Raw genomic sequence first — 18,106 nt, forward strand, 5'->3', positions numbered from 1 at the left:
TAAGTGCTCAAATTTGATCTAAGTATACTAACTACAGTTCATTGGCATGATATACTGTTTGTCGTATCTATGTTTTTCGCTTGAAAGTGTAAGCTGTACCAATTCTTCTTATGTAGTTAGCTTGGTATCGTGTTTTCGAGCGCAAGTTTAATTTAAGGTTAGGGGTTAGATGTTCTCAGTTAAGGTTGGTTCATTGGTAAAAAGTACAAGTGCTTTTTCAGGTATTGGCAAAATAGTATCGATTGATACAGAGATGCTATCTGCAGAGGTTAGCTTTTTTTCATCTCCTTCTCGTCCGAATGAGGGGCGTATAACGGTCCCAGCTAGCCAATTATTGCCAATTCTCGCTTTGCCAAACAAATCGGTCGTGTTCTGTAAAGTCGGTACACAAGAACGATGGAAACTCGGTTTCTATGAAGGTGAGCGCCCGGGTGAAAAGCACCTTGTTGAGTTTAGTCGTGAGTTTAGCGATGAATTTACCATGCACGATCTATATGTGCCGAATGCCCAAATGACAGGCTCCTTTAAGCCGCATGAGTATCTCAAAGCCAAAGGGACTGTGACCCCCTTCTTAACTGAAGCTCGCGCTCAGTTTTATCACCACTACTTGGCTCAGCGAGCGGCATGTCAATCCATGTCCTCTATTCTCGGCAGTGCGGTGGAATTTGAAGCGCACCAATTGGCCGTGGTCAGTCGTGTTCTCAGTGATAGCAAACGCAAGTACTTACTTTGTGATGAAGTTGGTTTAGGTAAGACCATCGAAGCGGGGTTGATCCTGCGTCACCATGTAATGGAAAAAGGGCGTGAGGCGCGTGTGTTTGTGTTGACGCCACCGGCCTTAACACACCAATGGCAACGTGAACTGAGCGAACGCTTTCACCTTGGTGATGTGCTGACTTTAGCCTCTGACGAATTGGATGCCAACGATGATACCCAGTTGGTGTTTCTCGGCTCGTACCGAGACATCACCAAACTGACCCAAAAAATTGGCAAGCCAACCATGGTGGTGATTGATGAAGCACACCAATTTGCTGATTTCGGTTGGAGCGAACAACTTGTTGAGCGTTTCTTCTTTAATGCGCTAGCGGAAGCGTCAAGTCAAGCGGAAGTTTCTTTGTTGCTCACTGGGACACCGCTGATTGGTCAAGAGAAAAACTATTTGGCGATGTTGCACTGTTTAGAGAGCGACAAATACCCACTGGATTTGGCGTTTGTTGAAACGTTCAAAACGCAGATCCTTAATCAAGCGCACTTTGTTGGTTTGTACCGAGCGCTCGACCCTGCCAAGGATAACGATATTCTTGAAGGAGTGTTAAACGACCTCAAAGCGCTCGACTTGCAAGATGATAAGTTGCAAGCCTTGATTGAAACAGCGGAGCCTTTGGTCGATTTCTTTGCTGATGAAGATGAGATTGACGCAAGTGAACGTAAACAAGCGGTGCTCGCCGTGCGCAGTTACTTTGCTGATCGTTACACATTTAACTACCGAATGCTGCGCAACCGTCGCGACTCGACAAACGGCGCCGCGCAAATGGTAATCCAAAATTTGTTCCCGGGTTTGGGGGCGTGTGACTTCGTCACTTGGGATCTGCCCGAAAGCGAAACTTTGCAAGATCAGCAATTGGATGACTTGCGTGCCGCGGCGAGCCAATCGGCGCAGGAAAATGGCGATGGTTTCGCAACTAACTTTGCTTTGGCGGAAGGTGAATACCTTGAGTGGTTGGAAGCTATGATGCTAAGCCCACGCCACTTGGAGACGAAAATTACGCAGCGTCTTAATACGTGCACACTCAGTGACCAGCAACGAGCCTACTGGCAGGGGATGGTGGATGTCGCTGCGCAAGAACAACAAGCCAAAGATAACGCCCTGTTACAACGTTTAGAGACGTGGCTGAGCGAAAATTCACAAGGCAAAATCGTGGTGTTTTGTGGTGAACGTGGTGTCGCGGATCATGTCCATCAATGGCTCGGTGCTCAATTGAACTGCGAAGTAGAACGTCATGATCCCGCTTGCACACCACGCTTTACCTGCGAAGAGACCGTACGTGTATTCGTGTGTGATGAGCGTGGTGAAGATGGTTTGAATTTGCAAGGGCGACGTCGTTTGGCCGTGCACTACACCTTACCATTGGCGGTTAACCGCATTGAGCAGCGCAATGGACGGTTGAACCGCTACAGTGCGTTTATGCGAGGTTGTCAACCGATTGAAACCTGTGTACTGGTGCCAAATCGCAACGGTTTTTATCGTCAGTGGGCGGAGCTATTGCGTGACGGGATCGGAGCATTTGAACACTACCGAGCCAGTATTCAAGAGCCAATTGATGCTTTCCTGACGCAAGGATGGCAAGGGCTTTGGCTAGGTGGTTTTGCCCATCTTAATGCATTGGCGGAACGTTTGGCTGGTCCTCAAGGCTTAGTTGCGCAAGAGCTGCACAAGCTGGAAATTCAAGATGCGATGGACCGCGACATGTTGGATGTGCGCGCAGCCCTTCGTTTTGCACAGCGCATCAAACAGCATGATGAAGCGTATGAGCAAACCACCAATGAGTTATTGGATTGGATGGTATACGGATTGCTGTTTGAGAAATCACGAATTGAAAATGCGCAGCAATTTAAACTACAGTTTGTTCACCATCGTACCCGCTTAGATGTCGATAGCTTGATCCGTCACTGCATCATTGGTTTGGATTTCGAACATTCAACCTACAGCGCGCCAGTAACACACCCAATGTCACCAGACCGTACCTTGTGCGCGCAAACGGGCGCGTATCCTTTGCGTTATGGTCAACCGTTTGTGGATTCGGTCGCCAGCATGTCGAATGAACTGCCTTTGGGCATGGCGAGCGCATACTTACGTAAAGTGCAAGCAAAATTGGGCGATAGCCAACTGTGCTTTAAAACCCAATGGGTTGTGTCACTTGACCAGCCAGATCAGAGCAGCTTTGAGCAATTGCTACGTGATCAGCAAGCGGCACCGCTGGTGGTCAGCGATATTTTCCAAGGCAACGGCAATGTGATGAAAGCATCGCCAGCGAAAAGTTTGATGGCGGCAGGGTACAGTAAAAAGCCAACCCCGCTCGACTTAGGTGGCATGTCGGTGATGTACAGCGACCAAAACATTGCCTTGACCGCACTCAATGGCGAACTGATTGATCTGTGGGATTACATTGAACGTGAATACGATCAGCGTCATTGGCAAGAGATGATTGATTGTGTTTTTGAGCGCTCACGTGAACACGCTTTGGCGAGTTTTGCAGATCAATACCCAGAGCACCCAGCGAGCGTACAAGCGACATTGCTGACCATCCAAGCGGTGATCTTGGTGGGAGAGGGGTAAGCCATGAGTCGTTACATGCCGCTGCCTTGGCTTGATCCTAAGGTGGTAACCCTGTCTGCGGGCGATTTGTTGCAAGAGCAACTTAACCATATTCACGCTGAACTGAGTGAGTTTCCGAACAATCAGTTTACCCAGCGTCTCGCGCAGGCGCTAGGTGATCAGCAACTCTCTCTCAGCAGTTTTTGGTTGTTGGCTCGCGACGGTTTATGGGCTGCCAAAATGGATAAATTTCCGGCTGCGTTGGATTTACGTGTTCGGCCTACCCCAGAGCAGTTTGAACTGGCGAAAGCGTGTGGGTTGAGTATGGCATCAGGCACGACCACCTTAACTCTGGCAGATAACGAACTGGCTGCGGAACTCACGCCGGTGTACAGCTTGCAGCAGAAAAAACGTATGCGTGTGGTGCCGATGGATCCGGCGTTGAAAATGAAGTTTGCTGAGCGTTATTCGACATACACTTGCGCAGCGCAGCGCACCGCCGTGCGTACCAGTTTACTCGCCAAAGAAAACAGCACCGTGATTGTCAATTTGCCCACCGGCTGTGGCAAAACCTTAGTCGGGCACGCAGTGGCGCTGTTTACCAAACCGCAAGCTCTGACATTAATGGTGGTGCCAACCATTGCTTTGGCTATCGAGCAGGGGCAACGCGTGAAGGAAATGCTCGCCGAAGCGGGCGAAAAAGTGGTTGGCAATTATGCGTGGCACAGTGGTTTAGCTGTAGAAGAGAAGCAGCGTATTCGCGCACAGATCCAAAGTGGGCAACAAAAAGTCCTGTTAGTCTCGCCTGAGTCGATGCTCAGCAGCTTATTGCCAGAGCTGTTTCGTCTTGCCGAGCGAGGCAAACTGGGTGCTTTGATTGTGGATGAAGCGCACTTGATTGACAGTTGGGGCGCGGGTTTTCGCCCCGACTTTCAGCGTATCGGTCTGCTTGTTGCATCGCTACGTCAACTATCGCCAAACGGATTGAAAACCGTGTTGATGTCCGCAACCTTTACCGAACAAAACCTTCATACCATTGAACGTTTGTTCTGTGATGTTGGGCAACAAGCGGTGGTGATGAACGGCGGATTTTTGCGTCAAGAGTTTTCTACCAACAAACATTGGGTCAGCAAAGATCAGCACTTCAACGTGGTGTTTGACAAAGTACTGAGCATGCCCAAGCCGCTAATTATCTACACCACAGAAGTCAAAGAGTGTGTAGCTCTTGCCGAGTCGTTGCGGGCTCAAGGAATATCGCGTTTGGCTACTTTCCACGGCGATACCTGTTCGCAAGAACGTGAAGCGTTGCTCAAACAATGGCAAGAGAATCAGCTCGATATCATGGTGGCCACATCAGCCTTTGGTGTTGGGATGGATAAAGGGGATGTACGTTCGGTATTGCATGCGTGCCTGCCAGAAAACATTGACCGCTACTATCAAGAAGTGGGTCGAGCTGGGCGAGATGGGCGAGCGGCACATTGCGAGTTGGTTATTCATGGTGAGCATATCAATGTCGCGCGAACCCTCAATAAAGACACCATTATTAGCCAAGAGAAAGGCTTAGCACGTTGGAAAGGGCTATGGCTACGCGGCAGTTTGGTCACTAGTGACTCCCATATGCCACAAAAGCTGATTGATTTACGTAACCAACCCGAACACGTCGACCAGCGCACCAAAAGTAACACCTATTGGAATTGGATGACGGTGCTATTGTTGCAACGTACCGGGCTTATTAAGCTCGCTTACCCACAACCAGATGATTGGTCGGAGAACGAAGAAGACGATCAAGACACCCAAAAAGCGTGGGAAGAGTATATAGCGAAGGTGCTCGTCACTGTGGTGGATCCAAACCATATGGACGAAAAAACGTGGCAAAGGAAAGTGGAAGAGCAGCGCTCTGTGGAAAGTGCAGCGCGTCGCCTTGGTTTTAAAGTGTTGCACGAATGGTTAACTGAATCAGACAGTCATTTGTGTCACCGTTTACGCGAATTCTACCGCTTGAAAGGCGAGCGTCCAACGCTGGCTTGCGGTGGTTGTCCTGCTTGTCGTGCTAAAAAACAGCAAGAAAAAGCGGCCTATGAAGATGTGCAGAAAGTCCCGGTATCAGCACGTTTGTTTGAACTGCCACGCGTCGAAGTAGGCTATCGCGTTTCTGTTTACGGGATGCAAGAAGATAGCCCAATGGTCGACATTCCGGTCTATTTTTCTCCGCTCCAAACGGATTTGACCGACGAATTACTGCAAGCCTTTATTCAATTGCTGCGCCAACAAAAAGTGGTGGCACTGGCTGCGCCTGAACCGTTGTTGGCTCGGGTTAAAACCCAATACGCGGCGGGCCTCGGGCAGTTTTGGCTCTTGCTCGAACGTGAAGAGTGGCTGAGTGACTGCCCGATTGTCAGTCAATACAGCAAAATGATCATTGATGATCGCCAAATAGGGGAGGCGAGTGTCCCTGAATTTAGTGGAGTGCGCACCATTTATTGTGCGCATGAAAACTTACGCGACCCCGAACTCACTCATCGCAAATGGTGGGAAGGGAAAGACAGTGCCATGTCATTGACCAATTTCAAAAATAATATTGAGGCAATCTAATGTCGATCATTAACAATGATAAAGCGGGAAGTCATATTGAGTCCCTGTTTTTGCTCGATCGTTTGATCAGCGATTTCAGCCGCGCCAAGTCAGATGAATTTTTAACGGAAGCAAAAATCAAAGATAACTGCGTCCCGCCATACTTGCTGCTCGAGACCAATAAAGATGAAAGTGGTCAGTATAAGATTAAAACAAACCCAACCCGAAAACTCAAAGAGTCGCTCGATTTTTGGCGTGAGCAAGGGTTGTGGCAGAAAAATGAGCAAGGTGACGTGCGGGCTTGGTCGGAACTGGATTGTAGCGATAACCTACCAGCGCGTTTGTTAAAGCTGATAGCAAGTAAACAATACGACTTTTTGCATGGCACTAAGATTGAACCTTTGTTGCGTTACCTAACACTGTTTTTGGCTATTGACAAGTACACAATGGTGGGTAAACAGGTCTTAAACCGGGAGGAAGCATCGCGCCTCATTTCCGGTGTGGTGGACACCACCAACGTGGGACGCATGAACCTCAATACCAGTGAGCTCAAAGGTTTTTTCGAATATGCTTATGTGCTGGGTTTTCTTGAGCATGTGGACAAAGAGAACTACTTTGTTGACCCAACCCGCGCGTTAAATGTGTTGCTCCGTTCCAACCTTACGGTCAATCAAGACCTGCCTTGCGAGGCCTTTTTGGCGCGGCTAAACCAAGACTTGCCGATTTTCGATCAAGGAGAATATCGCCAACTGATCGAAGAAACCGTCGTGCACGATAACGACCAATGGACGCCTGGGCAAGGGATTCGCTTGTCCGCCGGTTTGAGCATCGCGCTTTATCGTTTGCAACGCCAAGGTATCCTGACTTTCCGTATGGGCTCAGACAGCGCGACTCGCTTTAATCTCACCTTACCAACCGGTGAAAACACCGTGATTACCCATTTGACTTACCTAGGGGAATCTGTATGAGCATTCAACATTACTGGCCGACACTGAATCAGATCGCCGCGTGTATTCACAGTGAGGCGGAAGAGTTGTCGGATGCACTGCTGCTAGCGGTGCACAATCCAATGCAGTTGGTGAGCACGACCTTTTCCAACACGCAACCAGAACTGAAAACAGAACAAAACGTACTAGATCATCTATTGGTCACTAACCGACCAATACCGATAGTAGGTGAGTCGGGCGGCGGTAAATCGCACCTGATCCGTTGGTTACACGCGCAACTCGAGTTCCACCCAGTCGCTAAAGAAGAAAATTGGCACATTGTGCGCATCCCTAAAAATGCCACCATGCGTCAAGTGCTGACCTCAATGCTTGGCGATTTAAAAGGAGAGGTGTTTGATAGTGCGCACAAGAAAATTGAAGATGTTGGCACCAAGCTTTCTGGTGAGTTGATGCAAGACATCTTCTTTACCTTTTTGTGTGAAGCGCTGCGTAACAACGCGTTGGATTTTCGTGATAAAGCCAAACAAGCGCAGCAAAACCAAGATCGCGAAGCACTAAGTTTGTTGAAAATGCAGGCCACTTTCACCAAGCATCTCAGCACCTGTTTTGCTGATCCTGTGTTCCAGCAAGCGTTTTCAGCCCAAGATAAACCGATTACTAACTCCATTGACCGTTTGATTAAGTCAAAAAGCTACGCTGAAGTTGAAGAGAAAAACTACGCGGTTACGTGTGATGATTTCAACTTTTTGACTAGTTACGAGTTTGAATTTTCAGACTTTAACCTAATGACCAAGCAAGCAATTGAAGGTTTGCAACTGACCAGCAGCGACAGCAAAGTCGCGATGGCGGTTGAGATGACCAACCAAGCGGTTAATGCCGCGACTAAGTTGATCTTTAACCACTTATTCCAGTTCTCGAACGGTAACTTCCAAGATCTGTTTGTTGAGATCCGTACCGCGTTGAAAGCTGACAATCGCGTATTGGTGATTTTGGTTGAAGACTTGGCGGCTATCTCGGCGATAGACGATGTGCTGATAGACAGCCTGTTGCAAGAAGATACCTACGACGGCGTGCAAACCCTTTGCCCACTTAAATCGGTTATTGCGACGACGGACAGTAACCCAACTTACTTTGCACGTCGTGAAACCATTTTGACTCGCAGTGGGTTTGAATGGCGTATCCCGAATGATAATGATTTGCGCATGGTCAACGTAGATGTTCAGCCAGACATTGAACAAGTCACGGCGTTCTGTGCACGCTACTTGAATGCCGCACGTCATGGTATTGAGGCGATTGAAGCGCATTTTGATGGCAACGATGATTTAACGGCGCTGCCAGTATGGTTGAGCGATGCGGCGATTGAGCAACATGAAAAGCAAGCGTTGGACGATTTTGGCTATTGCCCGCTCATCTCTGGCAAAGGCGAAAGCCAAGAGATCGCTCTGTTCCCATTCAATGCCACAGCAATCCGCAAGTTGGCGGAGCTTAAGTTGTACCGTAAAAATGGTATGGGTGAATTTAATCGCACGCGCTTTAACCCACGAGCTGTGATCAAAGAGATTTTGATCCCGATTTTGCGTGACAACCATGCGGATTTTGATCAGGCAAACTACCCATCTGCAAACTTTGCCAAACAGCACATCGACTTGGCAAACAACTCACTGCGAGAGTGGGTGCTGCGTGACGTTGAGAAAGCCTATATTGAACGTGTGATGGGCTTTGTTGCAGTGTATGGTGAAGGTGAGTCACACAGCGATTTGCGTGCGAGTTTGACGAATCGTCAGGCGGAAATCTTCCAACTGCCGGCGGTGTTTGGTGAAGAGAAAACGCAGCCAGCGAAAAAAGTGGCGACGTCCACAACAACAGCGACGCCCAAATCGGCAACCACAAGCAGTGCTAGCAATAGCGCTTCAACCACAAAAGGTTATCACATCGACAATAGCTCAACGGTGGTGCCAACATGCTCGGTATGCATGCAACCGGCGAGTCGTTGCCAATGTTCTTCGTTAATGGAGGTGGTGGTCGACCCTTGCGCTCATTTGGAAGAAGAAGTGAATGCATGGTTTGCAGAAAAGCGCCGTCTAGACGCTTCAATCGCCAATGATTTGCGTCGACACCTCTACACCATGCTGGAAAGTGCGCCTGGTTTAACCCGCTATAGCGTGGAAAGTGCCGCTAAATGGACCGCGTGGAGCAAGTTGAACGATAGCAAGAGCTCACTTTTCCAAGTAGTGCTTAAATCGGCACAGCGTTATCGCATTGCGGTACCAAAAGCGATGGCGGAAGATCATAAACCAGTGCTGCATTTCTGCTCGGTGAATGACGTCAATAACAGCAACGAGAGCTTTGCTTTGAAGCAGCAAACGTTGGCAATTTTACGTTACGACTACTACCAGAGCAAAGGTAAAGGTTGGGACTACCCACAAGGTTTCGAGGATTACACCCATTACATGGACTTTGCTCATCGCTGGGTTCCTAAAAACGTGCAAGCTTGTGTGGATTACGTGCGTGGTGATGCGCCGAAAATTCTGGCAAAGCAGTGGGATATTGCGCGTGCGCTGGGTCTAAAACCAGAGCACAAAATGCCGAAATGCATGGCGCTGTTTGTGAAAGAAGCGGATCACATTCGTGATTGCTTAGTGACCCCAATCAATGATGCTTTCGCCCAATTGCAAGAGGAGTTGCTGAGTGCATGGACACAAACACGTGCAGAAATGCTCAAGCGTTTGGCGTGCAGCCAAAAAGGCGCTGCGCCTGTGGCGATTGAATTGTCGGCTTTCCAAGTGGCGTTTAAAGCAATGAAAGCGCACCAAGGGGAGTTGTTCAACGCGTCACAACGTCAGTTAGTTAAAAACGCACTGGATCATGTGTCACCAAAACTCAAGAAGTTGGCGAGCTTTACTCAAGAGTGTCAAAAGTCCGATGAACTGCGTGAGTCGCTTGATACCTTGCGCGAGGTGTATAAGTTGTTGCCTCGTGAAGTTTGTTCCGATGCTTGGGGGCAATTGGACGCTCGCAGCATGCGCGTGGAAACACTGCAAAATACCTACAAATGGGATTTAATTACCCATGCACGTAAATTTGGGCAAAGTGCGGATCAGGTGGAGCAAATTGAACTCTTGTACCAAATCGATGGCGATAACCTCAATTTGTGGTGCCAGGTGCTCGATGAGTGGCTGGAAGTGAGCAATTACAGCTTGCCGCGCTTGGATAAATTGAACCAAGCACGTGGCTCAGATCAGCTTGAACAACTTGAACAGGCGGTTGACGTGCAGTTAGCAGAAATGAGCAACAACCTTTCTTACCTGCAAGATCAAGCCGCAGAACAGTCGATGAGCGTTCATGTCTCCAATGGTGCGCTCGAGGTGGATGTTGAGAATGAGGAGCCGGCATCATGAATTTTAAGTCGGATTTAAAGCGTCTGAAAAAACAGATTGAAATTTACAACCAAGGCGAAGAGTTCCAACAGCAGATTGACGATTGCCAGAACATTCAAGCGCGTTTGTCAGAGTGTCAAACGCAACTTGCCCTGAGTGTGCGAAAACAGAAGTTGGTTCAGCGTTTGCCAGAACACTCTGCCCCTGAGTTGCAAGTGCCTGCCATTGAGCAAGAGGCGTTGGCAAGCGTGGTGGACTCATTCTCTGGTTATCAAAAATTATGGCAGTCTAACGGATCTGCATCGCTGCAAGACGATAGTAATCAACTGAATACATTGGTAAGGTCAATTAAGCACTTGCACCAAGAACTTGAGCAAAACCATTGCCAAGCGTGGAATGCGTGGACCGATTTGCAGCAAGATCGTTTTGTTGTGTTAGATGAAGTGCTGAAAAATCAAAAACTGGTGTCGAATGGCATCAGTGTTGAGCAAGATTACCGCCACTGTAAGAAACAGTTTGATCAAGCGTTAGGCACGTTCAACTTCCAAGAATTCCAGTTGACCTTGTTGACGCAAATGGCCGATCAGTTGCATGAGCTGCGTGGAAATATGAACACCGAAGATTTGCCTGAGTCAGTGCAAAAGTTCCTTGGCTCACTGCATATTGTAGGTAAGCATGTGACGCTGGAGTTGCTCACCGAAGAGGTGTTTTTCTGGCTAAAAGAGCGTGAACTACTAGGCAAATTTATAGTCAAGCAGAACTAAGAATGAAAAAACTAGAGCCGCAAGTGCTGCAATGCTTGCTCGCATGTTTGGATGCGATTGAAGAAAAAGAAACAGAACTGCTCGCACAGGGGGACACAGAGGTGTCACTCACTCATGATGAGTTGTTGGCGCTGATTCAAGGGCAAAAAGCGCACTACGATTTACCATTGATGGGGGCTGACGGCTTGCTTGAACTGTTGTTGCAGCGCTGTTTGTTGTTGGAAGTCGAGAGCAGTTTTGGGGTGACATTGTATCGTTCGCGTATGGCGGAAACCATTCGCTTGCACACGATGTCACGTCAATGGTTTAACAATCAAGCGCTGGATAAAACCAAAACATTAGTCTCTGATTTTCGTTTTGTTCGTCGTCCTCGTCGTTATCCAAAGCGTGATTATGAAGCGGATGGGTTGATCCAACAGTGGCAACACACCCTGTCATTGAATGCGCACGAGTCGCACTTGATGCAAACTTTACTAACAGATGGCGCGATCCGTTTCAAACTGGCGGGCTTTCAGATGCGTTCAACCGAGCGCATTACTAAGTTGCACCGTCAGCACAAAAGTTGGCAACCACGCTCATCGGCGACCATCGTCTGTTCTGGCACTGGTAGCGGTAAAACGCTCTCTTTCTACTTGCCTGCCATCACCCAACTTGCTCACGATTTGCTACAAGATGATTCGCCGCGCGTACGTATTTTGGCGATCTACCCGCGTAATGAATTGCTCAAGGACCAATTCTCAGAAACCTACGATCAGGTGCGCAAATTGGATGCTTACCTCAAAGCCAACAATTGCCGTCCGATCCGCATTGGTACCTACTTTGGCGATACTTTCAAGCGCTATAACGTCAATCAGTCACGCGACAACAAAGCGTTGGTATTCAAGACCATGGTTTGCCCACACAATGGGTGTGGGGGGGAGTTGGTTTGGGATACAGAGCAGTCGTTGCAAAGCGGCGATACGGTGCGTTGTGGTCTTTGTCAGCACACGATTGATCACACTTTGTTGGGGCTTAGCCGTGAAGGGCAGTTGAAGACACCACCGGATATTTTGTTTACCTCGACCGAAATGCTCAACCGTAACTTGGGCAACAGTGATTACAACAAGTTGTTTGGTGTCGGTGCCAAACACCCAATTCCATTGGTGCTGATGGACGAAGTTCACACCTACGAAGGGTCGAGTGGTGCGCAAGCTTCTTTCTTACTCAAGCGTTGGATGAAGCGTGCCAATATTCATCCTCACTTTGTTGGGTTGTCAGCAACGCTAGACGACGCGGCGGGATTTTTTAGCGATCTAACCGGAACGCCGGCAAGCCAAGTGGAGTTGGTTGAACCACGTGATGATGAAATGGAAGACGAAGGCGCTGAGTATCTGCTTGCTCTGCGTGGCGATCCTGTCTCGCAGGCGGCTTTGCTTTCTACCACCATTCAAACTTCGATGCTCAGCACGCGCATGTTGGACGCGTTCAAACACAACGAAAAAGGCATCTCTGATGGTGTGTTTGGGCAAAAGAGCTTTGTCTTTACCGATGACTTAGATGTGATCAACCGTTTGTACGACCAACTGCTGGATGCGGAAGGGTGGCGACGTTTCAAAGAGAAAGTTTATCCAAAAAATGAACCGGCGCTGGCTTATTTACGAAGCCCGCTTAACCCAGACTATTTTGATGACCATCAACGTCGCAGTTTGGGGCAAGAGTGGACCGCGCCGGGCAAAATTGGGCATGACGTGTCGGAAAGTGCCTTGATTAATATCGGTCGAACTTCCAGCCAAGATGCGGGGGTAAACCATGACGCGCAAGTGGTGGTCGCGACCGCATCCTTGGAGGTGGGATTTAACGATCCTACGGTGGGAGCGGTTATTCAACACAAAGCGCCGCGCGGTGTGGCTTCGTATTTGCAGCGTAAAGGTCGTGCGGGTCGTAAGCGTGGTATGCGTCCTTGGATGTACACCATTTTGTCGGACTTCGGACGTGATCGCATTGCCTTTCAGCAGTATGAGCAGTTGATCAACCCGCGAGTGAAAGCGTTTAAATTGCCCGTGCAAAATAGCCACATTCAAAAAATGCAGGCGGCGATGGCGGCTCTGGATTGGCTGGCGCAACAAACCAAGTGCAAAAATATTTGGTCACTGTTGGGAGAGCCGCGCAAGTTAGTGTATGACAAATACGTTGTTAAGGTGGGCGCGTTGAATCGCGTGCGTGACGAAGTGCGCGCGGTATTAAGTGATCAGCAAGCCTTTCTTACCTTGGCGAACTACATTCAAAAAGCGTTGGTGGTGAGTGATGACGAGCTGCAAACCATTTTGTGGCAATCTCCGCGCGCGGTGATGATGGAGTTTTTGCCAAGTTTGCTCAATAAGTTGGAAACCAACTGGAGTGAAAATGGCCAAGAGTGGAAAGAGTCGGAAGGCAAAAAGCACCCGTTACCGGAGTTTATTTCCGGCACCTTGTTTAATGAGTTGAGCGCGCCATCGTTGGCGGTATTTCTTGATCGCGGAGCGAAAAAAAGCCAGCATGAACAAGGCTCTGAGTCTTTGTCTCAAGATCCGCAAAGTGCTGCACAAGATGCCCCAAGTGCCAGTTCGGTCGTAGATGAGTCACATAGCGATGACGATCGTCAGGTGCCGGGGGGCGAGTTGCCAAAAGGCAAGTGGGAAGAGATGGGCTTTTTCCAAGGTTTGAAAGAATTTGCGCCAGGTCGGGTCTCGAAACGTTTTACGGTTGATTACCGTAAAGATGTCGACTGGTTGGTACCCGATAATTTCACTCCGCAAGCGGGCACCGTTGGGCAGATGGCTTTTGAACTGGCACAAGCGTTTGAGAACATCAGCGCGCAAGCCCCATTAGTCACCTTGACCAATGAGCAAGGCTTGCCATTGGCGATCTATAGCCCAACCAAGCTGAAGACGCGTCATTTCGACCAAGAGCAGACTATCAGTGAAACCAGCAATGCCTTTTCAACGTGGCATTCGCGCTTTTTTACTCCTTACGATCGAGGCGATTTGCTGCTGCCGCCGGCCAACAGTGATTGGAGCCAATACCTACAAGGGGTGAAGTTCTTTACCCATGAAGAGATGAACCCAATTGAGCTCTACCGTTACACCACTGGCTCAGAAGCACAGATCAAGTTCACTAAGAGCAAAGAGCCTGCCCATATTCGTTTCGAATGGCAACATGAGCAAACCCCAGTGGCAATTGGCACTCGATTGTGGGTGGATGGTGCTAAGTGGGTGTTCCAATTTGATGCGCAGCAGCGGCGCGAATTTGCGTTGTTTGCCGATAACCCGCAGCGTTTGAAATTTGCCTACGTGGAAGATGCATTTCTTGCAACCCCTTGCTATGAACGCAATGGCTTCTTTGCCAAATGGGTGTTTGACTGCGCAATGGCTGCGATGTTTGTAATTATGCATCAGCAACATTGCACCTTGTCGCAGGCACATGGGCAGTTGGGGAGTAAAGCCGGTTTGAGTGTGTTGCAAAACATGCCTTGTGACGTATTCAAAATGGCTGAAATGGTCAACGAGGAAGAGGATAGCGAACTGAAAGAGCAAGCGCTTCATGCGGATTTGCTCGAATACTTCGATGAGCCTGCGCGAGTGCAAGAGATGCTGGTGGCACTTGCGGTGATCAACGATGACGAAAGTGCTCCTAGCTTCCAAGCTTGGTTACAAAAAACGTTGGGTTATACCTTAGCAGGTGGGATCAGCCGTTTGGTATCGACTCTGCTTCCCGATGTATCAGACACCGATATCAACGTTGATCACCAGTGGACGGGCGATGAGTTGACGGTATGGATCAGTGAATCGGAAAGTGGCGGGGTGGGCAATGTGATCCGCCTACGTGAAACCTACATCAACGATCCTCTGCGGGTGATGACTCACTTTAGTCATGTGTTTGAAGCGGATGAGTATGAGCAAGTGGATGCCGATTTGGCTTACTTGCTTGAGCAGTTACCGCAGCAAAATGCTTTACGCGATAGTTTTATGACCCTGAGGAATGCCAAAGGGTATAAGCAGCGCCGTCATGCGTTGAGTAACATGCAACGTGCAGTCTCAGCGCTGGGGATCACGCCTTCGCATGTTTGGAACAATATGTTACATACGCGCATTTTGCGTCCCGGTAGTGCCGCTCACACCGATCAATATTTGCATGATTTGCTGAAAGGCTGGGCAGCTTTGGAGCAGCAGTTCGCGTTGGAAGTGCCGCTGCACATTGCCGCATATTTACTGGCACGTGACCGCCACACAGGGCAAGGGCAGGTGAGTGAGACCACGAATAAGATTTTGGGCTTGCTGTGGCCGCGCGGGAATCAAATTCGCCAATCAGCGCTTGCCTATTACAACCGATTTGTCGCGCCGGGCAACCGCACTGAACGTTGCTTGCTTAGCAAAGTGGTGTGTAGCGACCACAACCAAGTGATCTATCAGTCGAGTTGGGAAGTGGAGCTTGAAAAACGTTTGCAAACCCAAGGTCGAGCCGTGCTCTCGTTTGATTTAGCACAGCGACCTCAGATTGGCTGCGCGTTAGCGAACATCAGTACGCTTTCGATTGATCTGCATGGTTTGATTGTGTTCCCACGAGTCGCGCGGATCAAACGCGAATTACAAGGGCTGTTGGTTTATGTGGAGATCGCAGAGGTGATCCAATGAGTTTGCGCGATAAACGTCAAATCATGACCAAATCGTTGGTGGGTAAGCAGCACATTAAAGAAGTGCTGAGTGGCATGTTGGTGGGGGAAATTCTCCACCCAAGAGAGATGTGGTTAGTCAGTGCGTGGGTGAGTGATTTTGAACTACTCGACAACCGTAGTGGCGCTTGGGATCTACTCAATCCGAGTTGGGGCCACCGTATGGTGACATTTTTTGAAATGCTCGAAACGGCAGTTAGCAATGGCTGCCATCTTAACGTGGTCGTGAAAAAGCATGAGAGCAATCTTAAGCCTGTCACCCAGTTGAATAAGTGCTTGGGGCGTTTTACCACTTACCGTTTGGAAGAAACGCAAAAGTTGCACACCAAAGGACTGTTGACCAAACATGCCTTTTTAGGTGGTTCGATGAACTTCACCTATTCGGGCACCAACCGTAACGAAGAGATGATGATCTTTGACCGCGATCCTAACGTTCTCGCCAATACAGGCTTGGAGTTTTCAACCAGTTATTTGCGTAAATCGTCCGCGGATCTGTTTGCACGTCCCAACACGCTGTTTTCTAGCCCATCAGCGAATAGCACTTTTGAGCATGCATTGCCGGGCAGTGTGACCGTAGAGACCATTGTGTCACCAGAGGCACCCGTAGCCTCTCAACGCGAAAATTTAGCTACCGCAGTTTTAACCCCAGCTAATTTAACTTCAGAAAATCAGCAGGAAGACGACGATGATTGTTTGTTCTGATATGACCCTATTGCGCCGTTTTTATGGCAGTGAAAACGGGCTGAACTTGAGCAGTGAGCGAGCGAGCGTTTTAGACCATATTGCCCAAGGGGCGGGGCGAATTGATGCCCGCGAGGCAGTGTTCTACCTCTCGGCGTACTATCAAAAAAGCGTCCGTTACTACGTAGTGTGCAGTGATCCACTGTTGATGAGCCATCTATCTTTATGGCTGAACAGTGCGTTAGGAACGGCACGCAACTATGTGTTGCGCACTCAGACACAGAGTGAACTCAACTATGAGCAAGTGCTGTATGAACGTTATCCTCACGGGGTGTTGTGTATTGAACCGTTGCCAGTCGACGCAATTCAATTTCGTGCAGAGTTGAATGCAGAATCAAAATTGGATGACCCTTTTGCCAAGCTAAAAAGCGACAAAGCGTTTATTGAAAGACGAATTGAGCAGACCCTTTGGCGTTGGAAGCAGCAACCTTTGATAAACCAAACCGTCAAGCGACCACTGGGTCGCTTGTTGCGTGATTTACTGTTGGCTTGCGAGGAGCGTCAGTTGCAATTAGCTCAAAATACGTATTGGGAAATTCGTGAGCGCCAGTTGCTTGAGCAGCGCAACTTGATCGCGGTGGAATTGCAAGTTCATGCTGCGGGTGAGCAATGGTCACGCATTGTAACTCATAGCGAACTAGACTGGTTATTACAAGGGATGGTTTCAAAACGCGTCAATGAGATTGTGCTTGAGGCGTTCGCGCGTCATCTTCATCTCGATGTAGAAAACTTGTCGGTGCTGAACTGGGTGGCTTTGGCTGAACGTTTGTTGGATCAACAAGGCTTTTTCTTGCGCTGTCCGAACTTAGCAAATAGCCCGATTAATGCGCATTATTGGCAATACTGGGCGGTGTTTGCCACCGCGCTGGGTCATAATGTTGAGCCAGTTTTGCCAGAGTGGCTCGACAGCGCTTGGGTGGCGCGATTGGTCGAAGCGCGAGCGCAACTGTTTGAAGTTAACCCTGCCGCGCTCACCAACGTGGAAACCTCACCGATCAATCAGCTACTTGCACAAAGCAAAACGTTGGAAAACGCGATGCAAGTGGTGGAATATGCGCTGCGCTGTTACGAACACGAGTTACCGAACTTGATAAGTTGGCTGTTTTCTCTATCGGCGGAAGACCAGAAAATACTATCTTCAAACCCGTTGCTCTCTAAACGCTGGAGTGAGTGGGAACATAGACTTTCAACAACATGTTGGCAGAAAGAAAGTCCTCAATCATTTTGGCGCCGTTGGTTCAATGAAGATAGCGTTGAGTTTTGGCTAGATGAGGACATCACCAATCAACAGTTGATTGGACAGGTAGATTTTTCTGAATTGACCAAGGTTATTCATGCAGTAAATAAAGCAGAGCTTATACTTGATAGGCTGCCAATTTTTCTGAACTGGATGAATGAGCAAAAAGCACCGGGAACTTCTGAGTTTTGGTTAGAGTTAGTTAAGGTTATTCTTTTAGAAGAGCTAACTTGGTGTAACCAGATACTCTTGGAAAAAGTAGTTAATAGCTATTCTAAATTGGTAAACAAAGAAACATGGTATCGTACGATAGTTGAAGTTGCTGAACTAAGCTTGGAAAGTGGCTCAATAGATTATGATATTGCAAACAAAATAATCTACAAAGTCTATCTGGAATGTAGTTAGATTAATTACCTAATTTGAATCGAGTATGTGTGATGGCAATATCACACATTTGATTGATCGT

General features: G+C 48.6%; 8 protein-coding genes. All 8 read left to right on the forward strand.

Features of this window, described 5'->3' with window-relative positions; genetic code table 11:
- Positions 1 to 169: 169 nt before the first annotated feature.
- From dpdE to OCV12_RS20090, 8 genes are read left to right on the forward strand one after another with little or no spacing between them, the layout of a single operon-like run.
- Positions 170 to 3,337: a protein DpdE gene (dpdE, locus tag OCV12_RS20055; RefSeq protein WP_261887033.1), complete on the forward strand. Its 3,168-nt coding sequence runs from the start codon at positions 170 to 172 to the stop codon at positions 3,335 to 3,337.
- A gap of 3 nt (positions 3,338 to 3,340) precedes the next feature.
- A complete protein-coding gene (gene dpdF / locus OCV12_RS20060) occupies positions 3,341 to 5,908 on the forward strand; it encodes a protein DpdF (protein ID WP_261887034.1) in 2,568 nt (855 codons plus the stop codon).
- Positions 5,908 to 6,855, forward strand: a complete 948-nt coding sequence (gene dpdG, locus OCV12_RS20065) for a protein DpdG (RefSeq protein ID WP_261887035.1) — start codon at positions 5,908 to 5,910, stop codon at positions 6,853 to 6,855. The genes dpdF and dpdG overlap by 1 nt, the downstream gene beginning before the upstream one ends.
- On the forward strand, positions 6,852 to 10,232 hold the full coding sequence (gene dpdH, locus OCV12_RS20070; RefSeq protein WP_261887036.1) for a protein DpdH: 3,381 nt from the start codon (positions 6,852 to 6,854) through the stop codon (positions 10,230 to 10,232). Before dpdG ends, dpdH begins: the two co-directional genes overlap by 4 nt.
- The gene (locus OCV12_RS20075; RefSeq protein ID WP_261887037.1) at positions 10,229 to 10,975 is read left to right on the forward strand and encodes a hypothetical protein; all 747 of its coding nucleotides are present in this window, start codon (positions 10,229 to 10,231) and stop codon (positions 10,973 to 10,975) included. The genes dpdH and OCV12_RS20075 overlap by 4 nt, the downstream gene beginning before the upstream one ends.
- Before the next feature lie 2 nt (positions 10,976 to 10,977).
- On the forward strand, positions 10,978 to 15,624 hold the full coding sequence (dpdJ, locus tag OCV12_RS20080; protein ID WP_261887038.1) for a protein DpdJ: 4,647 nt from the start codon (positions 10,978 to 10,980) through the stop codon (positions 15,622 to 15,624).
- Positions 15,621 to 16,364 (forward strand): phospholipase D-like domain-containing protein DpdK, encoded by a 744-nt coding sequence (gene dpdK / locus OCV12_RS20085; RefSeq protein WP_261887039.1) that lies wholly within the window; start codon positions 15,621 to 15,623, stop codon positions 16,362 to 16,364. Before dpdJ ends, dpdK begins: the two co-directional genes overlap by 4 nt.
- A complete protein-coding gene (locus OCV12_RS20090; RefSeq protein WP_261887040.1) occupies positions 16,348 to 18,045 on the forward strand; it encodes a hypothetical protein in 1,698 nt (565 codons plus the stop codon). The genes dpdK and OCV12_RS20090 overlap by 17 nt, the downstream gene beginning before the upstream one ends.
- Positions 18,046 to 18,106 lie beyond the last annotated feature (61 nt).

The organism is Vibrio pomeroyi, assembly GCF_024347595.1.
Classification (GTDB): domain Bacteria; phylum Pseudomonadota; class Gammaproteobacteria; order Enterobacterales; family Vibrionaceae; genus Vibrio; species Vibrio pomeroyi.